Genomic DNA, 15498 nt, shown 5'->3' on the forward strand with positions numbered 1-15498 from the left:
GAAAAAAATTATGAAATTATACAATTTTTTATGTAAAAATAATGGTAATTTTGCTCGTATTTATGTGCGAACTCATAGCCTTGCGCAAAAGTCGTATTTTTGATGATATACATTCCTAGCCCCAAGCCACGCGCAGAATTATTCGCGCCATCATCGTAAAATGGCTTAAAATATTCATTTATGTCATTTTTAAAAGGTGCGCCTTTGTTTTGGACTACCAAATCATTGTTTTTTACAAAGATTCGCACCTTTTTATCGGTGGAGTATTTGAAAGCATTATCTACAAGATTTTTGAGGCTCAAACTCATCAGCTCAAAGTCGCCCAAAATCACGGCATTGCGATTTTCTAAAATGACTTTTCTAGGGCGTTCATATTCGATAATCAGCATTTTATTGACTTCCTGCATTAAATCCGTGATGGCAAATTCGCTCTTATTTACTTTGTAATTATTCGTATTTATTTTTTCAATCGCGGCAAAACTATCGATAATCTCGCTTAATCGCTTGAAAATGCCCTCCAATCGCCTTTTATTTTTCTCATCCGCAGAATCTAACCCATCAACCACCAAAAATCCCTTTGTTATGGGCGTTTTTAACTCGTGCATTATGGAGCGCAGAAATAGCGTCCTTGCCTTTGTCATCTCGCTAATTGTGCCTACTGCGTTGCTAAATTCCTTGCTTAATATCCCAATCTCATCATCTTTATTTGAGATAACCTTAATCTCCATCGCACCTTGCGAGAATTTCCGCACTTCCTTTTGCAGTGCAAAAAGTGGCAGAAGCGAATCTAACACGATAAAATAAAAAAACACAAGCGTAATAAACGCAATAAGCGCGATTACATAGTAATTTGCGTAGTTTGGATTGTCTTTGTAGTCGCTATAAAGTTGCGTTTTGCCATCAAGCGTATCATAAAGTGCGATATAAAAATGCCCGCCAATTTCCTTTAAAGTCGCGGCAATCGTGCTATTTATCCCGCGCACAAGGAAATATTTGCTATGCCCCTGCCGTAAAATTTCGCTATTATATTCCTCAAAAAAATTCGCCCCTTTTAGAAAATCATCTATTGTTTTTAAATCCGCTCCGTTTATAATTAGCGTATCAATGCCGTCAATTATCGTCCCATACCGCTCTTTTATGCTTTGCTCGTAGCGGGACTTTTCCATATCGATAAAATAAATCGCAAAGCACACAAAGCAAATCACGCTAAAAATAAATAGAAGCGTTACTTTGGTAATAATCGAATTTTTTAATCGCAAATCTTTCCTTTAAATTCGCAGAATCTAACAAAGATTCTGCGTTTATAGCGCATTTCGCAGAATCTAGATTCTGCGTTATAAACTAAATTTATATCCCATTCCTCTAACCGAAATAATATATTTTTGCTCTTTTTTATCGCCTAATTTACTTCGCAATCGCCCCACAATCACATCAATGCTTTTTGAATCCTCCGCTTTTTTAAGCGATTTGCAGGAATTCACAATATCTTCGCGCGAAAAAATCACATTTGGTTTATTTAAAAACATCGCCATCATCTCAAACTCCGCTCGCGTGAGTTTCAACCGCTCGCCTTTGAAATATATCGCCTTTTCATCTTTATTTAGCGCGAAATCATTGCTTGTGGCGTCATTTGTAGGGATTATGCTATATCGCCGCAGCACACTATAAATCCGCGCCAAAAGTTCCTTTGGATTATATGGTTTTGGCAAATAATCATCCGCGCCATATTCAAGTGCCGTAATTTTATCATCAATATCGCTTCGCGCGGAGGAAATGATGATTGGGATATTTTTGGTGCTTGCCACTTGCTTGCAAACATCCAAACCATCCATATTTGGCAAAGTCAAATCTAATAACATCAAATCATACTTCCCGTTACTAAGTGCCTTAATACCCAAAATCGGGTCGGTGTAGTTCTCCACGCTAATATTATGCTTTGTCAAAAATTCGCTTAAAATCTCCGCTAACTCGCAGTTATCCTCAATCATCAAAATTTTTATCATCGCAAACCTCCATTTCTTTTAATCGCTCTTCAATAACATAAAGTTGATATTCCAAATACGCAATCACCATTTCAACCTTCATTTTCGCCGACTCATCATCGCCCACATTTCGCAGTCCCTCAAAAAGCACAAGCGACTTTTCTCGCAACTGCAATAATAGCGCAGATTCTGCGTTTTGGGGTGATTGTGCTTCCTCTTTTATGTCGATGAAAATGTTAGATTCTGCGAATTTGTTGCTTTTGATAGAATCTTTTGTGGGATTTTTGTTCGCAGAATCTTTTGTGAAATTTTTCACAGAATCTGTTGTGAAATCTCTTGCAAAATTTGCATTTTTCGCAGAATCTCGCAAAAACGCAGAATCTTTCGCAGAATCTTTGTTCGCAAAATCTCCCACATTCGCAGAATCTTTATTAGATTCTGCGAATTTTGCGCTAGATTCTGCGATTTTCTCATTAGATTCTGCATTTGCCAAATCTCTGCCAAACTCGCTAATTGTCGCTAAAATCGCCTCTTTAGTTTCCAAGCAGCCACCTCTCTAATTCGTAAAGTTCATCTTTTGTGTTTGATTTTTTGAAATAAGTTAGCATATTTTCGTTGATATTTTTAGCGGAGATTCTGCGCTGTGAGATTCTGCGGAGGGCAGATTCTGCGGATTTATCGCTTGGATTTTTTTGCAAAATATTGCGATAGATTATCCTTGCTTTTTCCTTATCTCCGCGCATTTCATAGACACTTGCCATTAAATGTTTATCCATTTTCTCTAACCTTTTTTGCCACCAAATCGCCCATCGCAGAGCACAAGATAAAATCATTTGGATTTAAATCTTTTGTGCGAAGTCCGCTATTTAGCGCAGAATCTACCGCTTTTAAGATTTTTTGCGCCGAATCTATCTCGCCTAAAAACTCTAACATCATCGCGCTTGAAATAATTGTCGCTAACGGATTTGCGATATTTTGCCCTGCAATATCTGGCGCACTGCCGTGAATGGGCTCAAAAAGCCCTATTTTTTTAACTGCGCCATTTTCGCCAAATTCGTTTAATGGAAATTCGCCAATACTCGCACTTGGCAAAAGCCCGATAGAGCCACCAATCACGCTTGCTTCATCGCTCAAAATATCGCCAAAGAGATTTTCGCTCAATATCACATCAAAGGCACTCGGGCGCAAAATGATTTGCATACTCGCATTATCCACATACAAAAATTCTAACTCAATATCGCTATAATCCCTCACCACTTCGCTTACAACCTCACGCCAAAGGACACTTGTCTCCAACACATTTGCTTTATCAACGCAGGTAACCTTTTTTTGCCGATTGCGTTTTTTTGCCAAATCAAAGGCAAATCTTGCGATTCGCTCAATTTCGATTCGATTGTAGCGCATTGTGTTAAATGCTTCGTTTTCGCTTTTAGCGCGTGGTTCGCCAAAATAAATCCCGCTAATTAGCTCTCTAACGATTACAAAATCGCTATTTTGGATTCGCTCTTTTTTAAGCGGTGAAGCGTCTATTAGCGCGTCATAAATTTTTATGGGGCGCACATTTGCATAAACGCCCAATTTTTTTCGAAGGCGCAAAAGCCCTGATTCAGGGCGCAAATGCTTTTCTAGCGTGTCCCATTTTGCCCCGCCGATTGCGCCAAACAAAATCGCATCGCTTTTTTTGCAACCATCTAGCGTAGATTGTGGCAGTGGGTCGCCGTGTGCGTCATATCCTGCGCCACCGATGAAATATTCGCTATAATTTAATGCGAAATTTTTAGGCAATGAATCTAGCACTTTTAACGCCTCATCAACCACCTCAACGCCTATCCCATCGCCTTTTAAAAGCGCGATATTATAAGTTTTCATTTGTAATCCTTCATAAATTGCTAATTTTGCATTTTGCTTTGTGCGTATTGCATAAGCCCACCCGCGCTTAAAAGCTCCAACATAAATGGCGGAATGGCGTTAAATGCGCAAGATTCGCCCCTGCTCTGATTGAAAATTTCGCTATTTTTTAGGCGAATCTCCAAAATATCGCCCTCTTTTATGTTTGCAACCTCGCTGCATTCTAATGCCAAAAGCCCCGTGTTAAAGGCATTTCGATAAAAGATTCGCGCAAAATATGGCGCGATTACGACATTTACACCTGCTGCCTTAATCGCAATAGGCGCGTGCTCCCTGCTACTGCCACAGCCAAAATTTTCATCAGCCACGATAATATCGCCTTTTGCAACGATTCGCGCAAAATCCGCCCTTGCGTCCTCCATCAAATGTTTTGCAAGTTCGCGCTCATCGGTGGTATTTAGATAACGCGCTGCGATGATTAAATCCGTGTCGATATTTTTGCCAAAACGCCACACTTTGCCTGTTATGGTAGATTCTGCGTTCATTTTTTGCCTTTAAAAAAATTTGGTTATAATTCTAGCATTTTTTAATAATTTTTAAAAGGTGCAAAATGGAAAATAAGTTAGAAAATTTAGCGGACACGATGTTTGAGCTAATGGAGGATATTTCAAAGTTAGAAGAGACGATAGAGAAGGGCAAAAAGGACTTTGAAAGCGTGAAAGAAATGGTGGATTCGCTAAAACAAGCGCAAGATTCTGCGAATTCTGCGGGAGATTCTGCGCCAAATGCGTCATTAGATGAGATTTTGGAGCGAGTAAATAAAATCGAAAAAAGCATCACAACAATCGCAAAGAGCGAGAATATCGCGCATCTATCGCAAAATATTGATAAGCGAGTTTTGCTAAAAAGCGAGATTTCAAAATATCAAACGATGATACTTGTGATTTTGCTGATTATGACGCTTGGTAGCGTGGCGTTTTTTATGATGGAGCTTGCGAGCTCGCTAAATGCGACTATTGCGTTTTTGGCGATGGTGGCGTTTTTCGTCATTGCGCTAATTATCATAAATGCAAATTTGAAAACCTCCATCGCAGAGGAAAAAATCACACCAAAAAAGGCAGATTCTGCGAAGTAATCTCTTTTTGGGTGCAAAAGGGGAGATTCTGCGAATTCTGCGAAGTAGTTTAGGGCAAAGTAGATTCTGCGAATTTTGTGTAAGATTCTGCGAAATTTGCGTAAGATTCTGCGAAATAAATCTTTTTTTGTGGCGCATTTTTACATAAACAATTTTATGCACCTAAAAATTGCTTTCCCCAAAATCGATTTTCTTAAAATTATTTTCCCAAAATTCCTTGTAGGGTAGGGCGATTCTCATAAATCCACGCATTTTGTGGCAAAATTTTATCTACAATGCAGTTATTTTTCTTTTTAAAAATTAGTTTTTTTGTCAGCCCACTATTATCAAAAAGCAAAATTTCATCACAAAATCTAACGACTTTTAGCAAATTTTGCAAGGATTCATCAAATCTCTTATCAATTATCGCAAAATCTATCCCGTGTCCGCCTTTGGCAATGCACATTTGGACGCGCTCTTTGGCGATTTTTGCGCTATTCACGCCAATATAATAAAGAGAAATATCATAATTTGCAACTTTTAATTCGCTAAATAGATTCACTATGCTTTTCCCGCAAAGTGTGGTTTCTTGATTAAAATCACTGCGATTTGCAATGCAATTTTGGCGGAGTTTAAGGGCGATTTTGGCGGCTTTGAATTGCTCGTGCGGATTTTTCCAGCTACCAAAGCTACTTACAAATTCATTAGCATCTATGCGAATCCCAAAGAATTTATCACGCAAAAGTTCATCATAATATATTGTGCTTTTCCCTGCGCCGTTTATTCCAGCAAAAATAAAGGCTCGTGGCATTATGCTATCCCCCGTATTCCCAAATGACGCCGTCTTTTGTGTCCAACAAATGAATATTTTTTGCCTTTAAGTCATCGCGGATTTTATCGGCAAGTGCGTAATTTTTCGCCTTTTTTGCGTCATTTCGTAGCTCAATTTGTGCTTTGATATATTTTTGCATTTCACTATCCGCACCCAAATGAAAATAATCGATAGGATTTTTCGCGCCCACGCCTAAAATCTCCACAATGTAGGCGATATTGCCACGCGCCTTTTGCGCCAAATCTAAATTTTTGTCCTTTGGATTTTTGTCAAAGTTTTCGTTATACGCCGAAATCATCGAATCCACCGCGCTTAAAGCAATGCTGATATTCATATCATCATTTAGCGCGTCCAAAAATTCGCCCCTAAATTTTTCATCAATCGCATTTGATTCGCCAAAATCCGCGCTAAAATTGTCATTCTGAGCCGTAGGCGAAGAATCTCTTTTGTTGTTTTTGAGATTCTTCGCTACGCTATCGCTTCGCTCAGAATGACAAATGTTTGATTCGCCCAAAATCCCGCACACTCTTTGCTTGAATCGATACAGCTTATCCAAGCGTTTTTTACTATTTTTCAAATCATCATCGCTAAAATGCAGTGGCGCACGATAATGCGTATTTAGCAAATAGTAGCGCAAAATCTCTCCATCATAGTGTTTCAACGCATCGCAGATAAAAAAGCTATTTCCCAGCGATTTGCTCATTTTTTCGCCGTCGATATTGACAAAGCCGTTGTGAATCCAATATTTTGCAAGTTCTACGCCATTTGCCAAGCGACTTTGACAGGCTTCATTTTCGTGGTGCGGGAAAAGCAAATCGCTTCCACCCGCGTGAATGTCGATAGAGTAGGGCGAATCGTGATATGCCAAATGCGTCTCAATCATCGCGCTACATTCGATATGCCAACCCGGGCGTCCGCGAGAGTAGGGCGATTCATAAGCTATGCCTTCTTCAAAAGCTTTCCACAGCGCGAAATCCCGCGCGTCCTCTTTTTGCTCATTTTCGCCGATTCGCGAAATCTGCGCTTCCAAATCCGCCCTGCCACTTAAAGAGCCATACTTTGAATCCACGCTCACACGCATATAAATATCGCCGTTACGCGTTTTGTATGCGAGATTTTTGGCGAGTAGCGAATCTATCATTTTAAAAATCGCCTCCAAATTTTCGCTAACCTTTGGCTCTAAATTCGCTCTCCTCACGCCCAAAGCCTCCATATCGCGCAAATAATTTGCAATGTAGGTTTTTGTGATTTCCTCCGCACTTTTGCCTACTTCGGCGCATTTTCGCACGATTTTGTCATCAATGTCGGTAAAATTTCGCACAAAAATGACTTTGTATCCGTTTGCCTCCAAGATTCGCGATAGTAAATCAAAGGCGATGGCACTTCGTGCGTGTCCTAAATGCGCATTGTCATAGACCGTGGGACCGCAAAGATAGATTCGCGCCTCGCCCTTGCGAATTGGCTCAAAATGCACTTTTACCTTTTTTGCGCTATCAAACAACTGCATAAAATTCTCCTAAAATCGTTTTTACCAAAAATAAAATTCCGCATTCTACACAAAGTAAGATTATAAGATAGACAAAAAATTTGGGTTTTGCGATGATTTTGCGAAACTTTGCAAATCCAAAGGCGCGAATTGTAAGCGCAAAGAGAATGAATCCAGCAATCGATGAGCTTAACGCCAATCCAAATGCGCCAAAAAATTGCATTAGCACAATAGAGCAGAGGACGCCACAAAATAGCGAGATTGCCGAGATTTTGGCGGCTTGCGCTTGTCTTTTTAGCGAATAAAGCCACAGCGCAAAGATTCGCGCCAAACCATAGGGCAAAAGTCCGATGAGATAAGCCATAAAGACATTTGCGACTTGAATCGTGTCTGTGCGCGTGAATTTCCCGCGCTCAAAGAGTAGCCAAATAATTTCATCTTTTAGCATAATCCCGCCCACCACGCACACGCTCAAAGCAAAGATGAGTAGCCAAAAGCCTTTTGTGAGTAATGTTAGTGATTGCGATTCATTGCCGTTGCGTAAAGATTTTGCCACCATTGGAAAAAGTGCCGTGCTTGTGGCGATGGCAAAAAGCGCGAGTGGGAGCTGAAAAATGCGATTTGCATAGTAAAGATAGCTTACGCTCCCACTTACCAAAAAAGACGCCAAAAGTGTATCGATAAAGGACGCGATTTGCGCAGTGGAGCTACCGAGTAGGGCAGGGAAGAATTGAGCAAAAAAGGATTTTATGTCTTTTTGCGCGTTTGTCTTTTGCAGTAGATTTTGCGTTTGATTCGCAGAATCTGCATTACTCTTCGTCATTGCGAGATTCTGCGAAGCAGAATCGTGGCAATCTATATTATTATTTTTTTTGGATTGCTTCGTTGTGGCTTCGCCACTGCCTCGCAATGACGAAAAGGGGGTAGATTCTGCGTTTTTCGTGCGATTCGCAGAATCTGCATTTTGTTCCCCCCCCCTTGCGGAGGGGGTTAGGGGGTGGGTAGATTCTGCGTTAGATTCTGTATTAGATTCTGCAATTTTCTGCATTTTTTTCGTCATTGCGAGATTTTGCGTAGCAAAATCGTGGCAATCCATTTTGTCATTCTGAGCCGTAGGCGAAGAATCTCTATTTAGATTCTGCGATTTTGCGCTAGATTCTGCGATTTTCTGCATTTTTTTCGTCATTGCGAGATTCTGCGAAGCAGAATCGTGGCAATCTATATTATTGTTTGTTTGGATTGCTTCGGCACTTCGTGCCTCGCAATGACGAAGTGAAGTAGATTCTGCGCTTTTTGTGTGAATCGCGGAATCTGCATTTTGTTCCCCCTCCCTTGCGGAGGGGGCTAGGGGGTGGGTAGATTCTGCATTTGCAAATTTTGCACCACTAATATTTTCAGACTTTAACCAACCCCCTTTGTCCCCCTCCGCAAGGGAGGGGGAAAATGTGGGTGAATCCTCCGCAATGGAGGGGGAAAATGTGGGTGAATCCTCCGCAAGGGAGGGGGAAGTTAAAGACAAATTGCGCCAAATATCACGCATACCTAGCCTAAACAGCGCAAAAAATCGCAATTTATACAGCGAATAGCAATGCAACAAAATTTGACACACTCCGCCCACCAAAACGCCATAGCTCAAAAAATACACGATTGTATAAGCGTCCTTATCCCGCGCCACAAAGAGCGCGACAATCATTGCGATATTTAAAAGCGCGGTGTTGTAGGCACTCACCCAAAAATTATTTTTATACTGCAAAAGTGAGCTAAAAAAATTCGCGCTAAAAATTAGGCATAAATACCAAAAATTTATCGCTACGATGGGCTTTGCAAGGGCGATTGTGCGCTCATCAAATCCATAGGCCAAAATTTTGGTAAAAAACCCGCTAAACGCGCATACGATGAGACTAAACACCACCAAAAACGCAAAAAATATCCCAAAAATCGCCACGCAAAACTGCCCTTTTTTGCGCGTGGCAATAAAGCTAGGCAAAAAGCTCTGCGTAAAAGCACCTTCGCTAAACACGCGCCGAAAGAGATTTGGAAACTTAAACGCCACAAAAAATATGTCGCTGTAAATCCCAGCCCCTAGCACACTTGCCATACTCAAATCCCGCAAGAATCCAAACACACGCGAACACAAAATCCCGCTACTATTCGTCAAAAACGCTTTTTTAAACAAGGGCAATCCTTAATTTTGGTGGCAGATTCTGCGAATGATTTAGTGGCAGATTCTGCGATTTGATTAAAATGCGGATTTTATAATAATTTTGTGGAAATTATCGTTGTAGATTCTGCGATTTGGAGAGATTCTGCGAATTTTACAAATTTCGCAGAATCTAAATTCCCCCTTGCGGGGGAGAAAGTAGAATTAAAAAGAATTAGAATTCCACCGTGCCTGTTGAAGCAAGTGGGACTAATTTATTGCCTACGCCACCAGAGCTTTCATAGCTTTTGCGAAGCAAAGAGCAAAAGTCGTTATTTGCAGCATTTGCAGATATGCCGGTGTTATGTCCGTTATTTTGTCCTGAATTATTTGGCGCAAAAACCATAATGCCATCAGTCGTATCGATACCCAAAATAGCACCGCAACCGCCCTTCATCGCCTTTCCACCTTGGATGGTGTTACCTATTGGTTGCACTGTTCTTTCGCCCGGTATATCTCGTCCTATTGCGGTTCTATTTGCTGGTAAATTACCGCCATTTGGTTTCTGCCACCTTGCGCCATCCAATCCTGCCACTTCGATTATCCAATCACCCCAATCTTTGCTTGGAGTTTGCCCTGCGACTGGTTTATTTGGATCTGGTGCTTTGCTCTGCGTAGGGTCGATATTATCGGCAAAGACTTTCGCCACAATCGCCTTTTGTGCGCTTGCCAAGTCGCTTCTTGCAGTTGCTACCTGCGCATCTGTCCTAGTTGCGACAAATCTAGGCACCGCCACCGCCGCCAAAACACCAAGTATTACGATAACGAATACCAACTCAATCATACTAAAACCACTTCGTTTCATTTTGAACCTCCTGAAAATTAAATTTTGATGAAACGAGTGAATTTTGACAAATAGTTAGTAAATACAAAATAAATTTTGCAAAATAAAAAAAAAAAAAAAACGATTTTTGTAACTTTTAGTAATGATTTTTGGGTGGTTTTGGGATTTTTGGAGGAATTTTGAGGTTTTGTGTGGAAATTTTCGTGTTAGATTCTGCGAATTGCAGAATCTAATATGTGGATTGCCACGAGAATTCGCATTCGCTCATTCTCTCGCAATGACGAAATGGCGCACTAGATTCTGCGATTCGCACAAAAATTCGCAGAATCTACCGCAAAATCACAAAAATTCGCAGAATCTAATGCGCGAATAATAGAGTAGTGTTTTTATGTAAAAGTTTGAAAATTGTGGTTTTCAATACTAAAATATAGTGGATTTTGGCAAATACCTAAAATTAACGCAGATTCTGCGATTTTATAAAAATTTGGATATTTGGCGCAAAAATATTAAATTCTGCGATTTTGCCATTTTGCAGAATCTTAAATATTAGATTCTGCAAATTCGTTAAATTTCAGCGTTAGATTCTGCGAATCATACCAAAACGCAGAATCTAATGCAGAATCGCAGAATCTAAAAAGAGATTCTTCGCTATGTGCTTCGCACTTCGCTCAGAATGACGGATTTAATATAGATTGCTTCGTTGTTTTCGCTATTGCTCAAACACCTCGCAATGACGAGTTATTTTAGATATTTTTCGCTTCGCTCAAAATGACAATGGAGAATTTTTCTAGCTCCCGCGAAATCCGCTAAAAGACAAACACGCCATTTAATCCTCTTCGATTCGTATCATAAAAGGCTTTTCACTCACCACTTCAAGCGCACATAGCGAATCGATAGCCTTTTTCATATCGGATTCGTTGCTTTTGTGAGTGGAGAGCAATAAAATCGCCTCTTTTTTATCAAGCGATTCGCGTTGGATTAGCATTTTTATCGAAATATTGTGCGCTCCGAGTGCCGCAGTGATTTTTGCCAAAGTCCCCGCTTTGTCCGCGACTTTTAGGCGCAGATAGTATCTACTCTCAATGCTATCGATATTTTTTAGCTTTAATCCGCGTCCCAAAGGTGCTTTGAATCCCAGCATAGGCGCACTTTTGCCACGCACGATTTCTATCAAATCGCCCACTACCGCACTTGCAGTCGCATTGCCTCCCGCACCTGCGCCATAATACATAGTCTCCCCTACCCTATCGCCGATGACGCTAATGCCATTCATCACGCCCTGCACTTTGCTAATCATCTCATCGCTGTCAATCATCGCCAAATGGACGCGAATCTCTACTTCCTCCCCTACCCTTTTGGCTATGGCAAGTAGTTTTATCGTGTAGCCAAACTCTTTTGCGAAAAATATATCATCTTGCGAAATGCCAGAAATGCCCTCAATTAGGATATTTTCAGGCTTTGTGTCGATGCCAAATGCAATAGAGCTCAAAATCACTAGCTTGTGTGCCGCGTCAAATCCGTCAATATCTAAGCTAGGATTCGCCTCTGCGTAGCCCAAACTCTGCGCCTCTTTTAGCGCGGATTCAAAGCTTATGCCTTCATTTGTCATCTTTGTCAAAATGTAATTGCAAGTGCCATTTAAAATGCCTCTAATATTTTGGATATGATTCGCGCTCAAACCATCGCGCAAAGCCTTAATTATAGGGATTCCACCCGCTACACTTGCCTCAAAGCAGATTGTCGAATCTTGCGCAATATTCATCAAATCATAACGATGATAAGCAAGCATTGCCTTATTTGCGGTGATAAACGCCTTGCCTTTTTGCAAAGCTTTTTTTGCGACTTGATAGGCTTGCTCTACACCGCCCATAAGCTCGATTATCACGCTTATTTCATCATCATCCAAAATGTCATCAATATTTTGGCTCAAAGGGATTTGCGATTTTAACTTGCTAATGTCCTTTGCCACGCCTTTTTTTATGATGATATTTGCCCCAGCACGCGCAGAAATCACATCTTTGTTTGCCAAAAGTAGCTCAACTACCGCGCTTCCAACATTTCCTAATCCTATAATGCCGATATTTATGGTTTTCAAAGTTTTGCCTTTAAGTTTTATTTTTTAGATTCTGCGATTTGTCATTTTGAGCGCAGCGAAAAATCTCAAAAAAAAATAGAGATTCTTCGCTTCGCACTTCGTGCTTCACTCAGAATGACAATGTGACGCAGAATCTAAGTCATTTTTTTAAGATTCTTTGCCGCTTGGCGAATGCGCTTTTCATTTTCAATTAACGCAATTCGCACAAATCCCTCGCCACTCTCGCCAAAACCTATGCCCGGGCTAAATGCCACCTTTGCTTCTTGCAATGCTTTTTTGCAAAATTCCAAACTTCCCAAATGCGCGAATTTTTGCGGGATTTTCGCCCAAATAAACATAGTCGCCTTTGGCATTGCGATGTCCCACCCAGCAGCATTAAAGGCGGACACCAAAACTTCGGCGCGTTTTTCGTATTTTTGCTTAATCGCCTCTACGCAATCTTGGTTTTCATTTAGCGCGATTGTAGCGGCAATCTGCGTAGGCGTGTAAGCCCCGTAATCTAACCACGATTTTATTTTTTGCAACGCTTCAATCATCTTTTTATTGCCCACCACAAAGCCTACGCGCCACCCAGCCATATTGTAGCTTTTTGAAAGCGTGTAAGTCTCCACTGCGACATCTTTTGCGCCCTTTACCTCCATAATGCTAGGCGTCCTAAAATCCCCAAAGCAAAGCTCCGCATAGGCAATGTCGCTAATGATATAAAACCGCTCTTTTTTAGCTAACGCGACTAATTTTTCATAAAAATCCTTATGCACGACAATCGTAGTGGGATTGTGCGGAAAATTTACCACCAAAAATTTGGGCTTTGGATAGGCGTTGCGAAGCAGATTTTGCAAATCGCTAAAAAACGCATCATAATCCAAAACCATTTCAGCGTCCCATTTTATCGGCAGATTGATAACATTTGCGCCGTTCAAAATAAAAGCGTAGTAGTGAATAGGATATGCCGGAGAGCAGACAATCGCATTGTCCCCTGCGTTTGTGATTGCTTGAATGAGATGAACATAGCCCTCTTTGCTCCCCATAGTCGCGCAAATCTCGGTATCAGGGTTTAGCTTTGCGCCGTATTTGCGCTTATACCAATCACTCATCGCAAGGCGGAGCTTGTAAATGCCCTTGCTAACGGAGTATCCGTGATTTTTGGGCTTATTCGCTGCTTCGCATAGTTTGTCAATGATATGTTGTGGTGTCGCACCATCGGGATTACCCATACTAAAATCAATCACATCTTCGCCATTTTGGCGCATTTTTAGCTTTATCTCATTGATTGCGGCAAAGACATATTTTGGCAATCTTTTGATTTTTTCAAATTCGATTTCGCTAAACATTTCGCCCTCCCCTATTTAAGATTCTGCGCTATCGCAAACGCACATTTAATCCCGCCTTTAAGTTGCTATTTGGTGCTAAATCGCTAATTTTCACAAACTTCGTATTTTCGATAATGCTAATGTTAAAGTCCCTGCGGCGGCTTAATTGCTGAATGTCTAAAATATTTAAATTTCTATCAAAAAAGACAATCTTTGGGGCAAAGCTTTTGTTCGCAATGCTTTTGACTTCTAATCGCCCCAAGCTCCCCACTTCAAGCCAATACTGCCCACTAACTTCGATAATGTTTAGATTATTACCCTTTGCCAAAAATGTCGCATTTTGGATTTTTGAATCCGCCAAATTTAGATGATACTCCCACTCATTTTGCGAAATGCGATTCACATTCACCGCGACAAAACCGCTTTTTTGCAACTCATTTAGCAAAATAATAGGGTCAATAATATGCTCGGTATTTAGCGAAATGCGGATTTTGGAGACTTCGCTCTCATAATCCGCCTCGCTAGGGATAAAGTAAGAGTATCCCATATAGCTCAAACTTTGATTTATCGTTTTTAGCAATAAAAGCGGACTACTCTGCGCGACAAAAACGGCACTAAACTCGCGCGGTGAAGCAAACTTCAACTTTAACAATCCATTATTTTGTAGCAAAGAAATCACTTGATAAATATCCAAATTGCCACCTTGATAAAAGTTGCTCTGCGGGGCAAAAATCTTATTTATGAAACTTTTATTGCGATTGTAGTCCGCCTCGCCGATTAGATTTATGATTTTTTCATCTAATGGACTTAGATTTTGCGCATTTAGCGTGGCAAACAGGATTGCCAAAAATAGCACTCTTACCATTCTTCGCCCTTATTTAATTCTAAAAATTGCTTGTGTGTGAGCTCTGTGACGCCACTTTCGGTTTTATAAAGCAAATATTTTTGGTTGCCGCCTAAAAATTCTCTTTTGAAGTTTGGCGCATCAATGCTAAAAAAACTATGCCCCGTGCGGATAATCTTATCATCATCTAGGGTAAATGTGCGCTTTTTGTCGATTGAGAATTGTTGCTTTTTGTGCGTTTTTAAGTCGATTATGCCTACCCAAAGTGGCTCATTTGGGATGATTGTGAGTTCGTTAAAGGTAGATTCAGCGGGGATTATGATTGTTGTTGCGTTTGCGGGATTTGCTGAATCTAGCGTATTTTGGGTGTGATTCGCCGAATCTAGCGCATTTTCATTTGTAGAATCCGCAGAATCTATCGCAGAATCTGTGATATTCGCCGAATCTATCGCAGAATCTGTGTCATTTTCAGTAGAATCATTCGCCAAATTCGCCCCATTTTCGCTCAAAGCCACCACAGAATCCGCCGAATCCACACTAGATTCCGCAATAAAGTTTTTATATATAAATAGCGCACCAAAAATCACCACAAACGCCACAAGCAAGGCGACTAAAATCACATTTGATTTATCTTTTTTCTCAACTTTTATATTTTCTATCTCTTTGATAAGCTCATCTTGCGCCTTTGGCTCGCTGTGGTAGTTGTTTAACGCCTCCATCCACTCGCTCATATCCACTTCAAACTCTCGCTCGATAATCTGCGTAAATCCCCGTGCGTGCGCCTTATTGAAAGCTTCGTATTTGTAATTTAGAATATTTGTGATTTTTTCTTGCGTGATTCGCGTCTTACTAGCGATTTTCTCAACGCCCACTTTTTGCAACTCATCAATACATTTCATCGCCCTTGCGCCCTTTCTATGAAATAAAGCAGAATTTTAGCAAAAAATATGCCAGATTCTGCGAATTTTATAAAATATGCTAAAATTTTGCCTGATTTTTCACC

General features: G+C 40.6%; 17 protein-coding genes. 3 read left to right on the forward strand and 14 right to left on the reverse strand.

Going from position 1 to position 15498, the window contains the following annotated elements; genetic code table 11:
* Positions 1-8 precede the first annotated feature (8 nt).
* From ACWIUE_RS01500 to ACWIUE_RS01525, 6 genes are all read right to left on the reverse strand, one after another.
* Positions 9-1259, reverse strand: a complete 1251-nt coding sequence (locus tag ACWIUE_RS01500) for an ArsS family sensor histidine kinase (RefSeq protein WP_454134217.1) — start codon at positions 1257-1259, stop codon at positions 9-11.
* Positions 1260-1334: 75 nt separating this feature from the next.
* Complete coding sequence (locus tag ACWIUE_RS01505; protein ID WP_454134219.1) at positions 1335-2003, reverse strand: response regulator transcription factor; 669 nt, start codon at positions 2001-2003, stop codon at positions 1335-1337.
* Positions 1981-2526, reverse strand: a complete 546-nt coding sequence (locus tag ACWIUE_RS01510) for a CiaD-like domain-containing protein (RefSeq protein ID WP_454134220.1) — start codon at positions 2524-2526, stop codon at positions 1981-1983. Before ACWIUE_RS01510 ends, ACWIUE_RS01505 begins: the two co-directional genes overlap by 23 nt.
* Entirely contained in the window at positions 2516-2758 is a 243-nt protein-coding gene (locus tag ACWIUE_RS01515; protein WP_454134222.1) for a hypothetical protein, read from the reverse strand. Before ACWIUE_RS01515 ends, ACWIUE_RS01510 begins: the two co-directional genes overlap by 11 nt.
* On the reverse strand, positions 2751-3851 hold the full coding sequence (gene leuB / locus ACWIUE_RS01520; RefSeq protein WP_454134224.1) for a 3-isopropylmalate dehydrogenase: 1101 nt from the start codon (positions 3849-3851) through the stop codon (positions 2751-2753). The genes ACWIUE_RS01515 and leuB overlap by 8 nt, the downstream gene beginning before the upstream one ends.
* A 20-nt stretch (positions 3852-3871) precedes the next feature.
* On the reverse strand, positions 3872-4375 hold the full coding sequence (locus ACWIUE_RS01525) for a 3-isopropylmalate dehydratase small subunit (protein WP_454134226.1): 504 nt from the start codon (positions 4373-4375) through the stop codon (positions 3872-3874).
* Between the two features lie 65 nt (positions 4376-4440).
* Here ACWIUE_RS01525 and ACWIUE_RS01530 point away from each other — a divergent pair, with 65 nt between their 5' ends.
* Both ACWIUE_RS01530 and ACWIUE_RS01535 read left to right on the forward strand, forming a co-directional pair.
* Positions 4441-4965, forward strand: a complete 525-nt coding sequence (locus ACWIUE_RS01530; protein WP_454134228.1) for a hypothetical protein — start codon at positions 4441-4443, stop codon at positions 4963-4965.
* Positions 4966-4972: 7 nt separating this feature from the next.
* Positions 4973-5113, forward strand: coding sequence for a hypothetical protein (locus ACWIUE_RS01535; protein WP_454134230.1), 141 nt, complete (start codon positions 4973-4975; stop codon positions 5111-5113).
* A gap of 51 nt (positions 5114-5164) precedes the next feature.
* On the opposite strand, the gene ACWIUE_RS01540 is transcribed toward ACWIUE_RS01535, so the two are convergent.
* The 4 genes from ACWIUE_RS01540 to ACWIUE_RS01555 all read right to left on the reverse strand — a co-directional run bounded on the left by ACWIUE_RS01540 (position 5165) and on the right by ACWIUE_RS01555 (position 10267).
* Positions 5165-5755: a zeta toxin family protein gene (locus ACWIUE_RS01540; protein WP_454134232.1), complete on the reverse strand. Its 591-nt coding sequence runs from the start codon at positions 5753-5755 to the stop codon at positions 5165-5167.
* A 4-nt stretch (positions 5756-5759) separates the two neighbouring features.
* Positions 5760-7283 carry a cysteine--tRNA ligase gene (cysS, locus tag ACWIUE_RS01545; protein ID WP_454134234.1) on the reverse strand — a complete coding sequence of 508 codons (1524 nt, stop codon included), beginning with the start codon at positions 7281-7283 and terminating at the stop codon, positions 5760-5762.
* The gene (locus ACWIUE_RS01550) at positions 7270-9438 is read right to left on the reverse strand and encodes a lipid II flippase MurJ (protein WP_454134236.1); all 2169 of its coding nucleotides are present in this window, start codon (positions 9436-9438) and stop codon (positions 7270-7272) included. Before ACWIUE_RS01550 ends, cysS begins: the two co-directional genes overlap by 14 nt.
* A 199-nt stretch (positions 9439-9637) precedes the next feature.
* Positions 9638-10267 carry a type II secretion system protein gene (locus ACWIUE_RS01555; RefSeq protein ID WP_454134238.1) on the reverse strand — a complete coding sequence of 210 codons (630 nt, stop codon included), beginning with the start codon at positions 10265-10267 and terminating at the stop codon, positions 9638-9640.
* Between the two features lie 166 nt (positions 10268-10433).
* Here ACWIUE_RS01555 and ACWIUE_RS01560 point away from each other — a divergent pair, with 166 nt between their 5' ends.
* Positions 10434-10619, forward strand: a complete 186-nt coding sequence (locus tag ACWIUE_RS01560) for a hypothetical protein (protein ID WP_454134240.1) — start codon at positions 10434-10436, stop codon at positions 10617-10619.
* 453 nt (positions 10620-11072) lie between these two features.
* Here ACWIUE_RS01560 and ACWIUE_RS01565 read toward each other — a convergent pair whose 3' ends face one another.
* From ACWIUE_RS01565 to ACWIUE_RS01580, 4 genes are all read right to left on the reverse strand, one after another.
* The gene (locus tag ACWIUE_RS01565) at positions 11073-12341 is read right to left on the reverse strand and encodes a homoserine dehydrogenase (RefSeq protein WP_454134242.1); all 1269 of its coding nucleotides are present in this window, start codon (positions 12339-12341) and stop codon (positions 11073-11075) included.
* A 134-nt stretch (positions 12342-12475) separates the two neighbouring features.
* Positions 12476-13672, reverse strand: a complete 1197-nt coding sequence (locus ACWIUE_RS01570; RefSeq protein WP_454134244.1) for an LL-diaminopimelate aminotransferase — start codon at positions 13670-13672, stop codon at positions 12476-12478.
* Between the two features lie 28 nt (positions 13673-13700).
* On the reverse strand, positions 13701-14516 hold the full coding sequence (locus ACWIUE_RS01575) for a hypothetical protein (RefSeq protein WP_454134246.1): 816 nt from the start codon (positions 14514-14516) through the stop codon (positions 13701-13703).
* Positions 14510-15394: a hypothetical protein gene (locus tag ACWIUE_RS01580; RefSeq protein WP_454134248.1), complete on the reverse strand. Its 885-nt coding sequence runs from the start codon at positions 15392-15394 to the stop codon at positions 14510-14512. Before ACWIUE_RS01580 ends, ACWIUE_RS01575 begins: the two co-directional genes overlap by 7 nt.
* Positions 15395-15498: the final 104 nt, after the last annotated feature.

The organism is Helicobacter sp. 23-1045 (genome assembly GCF_053654655.1).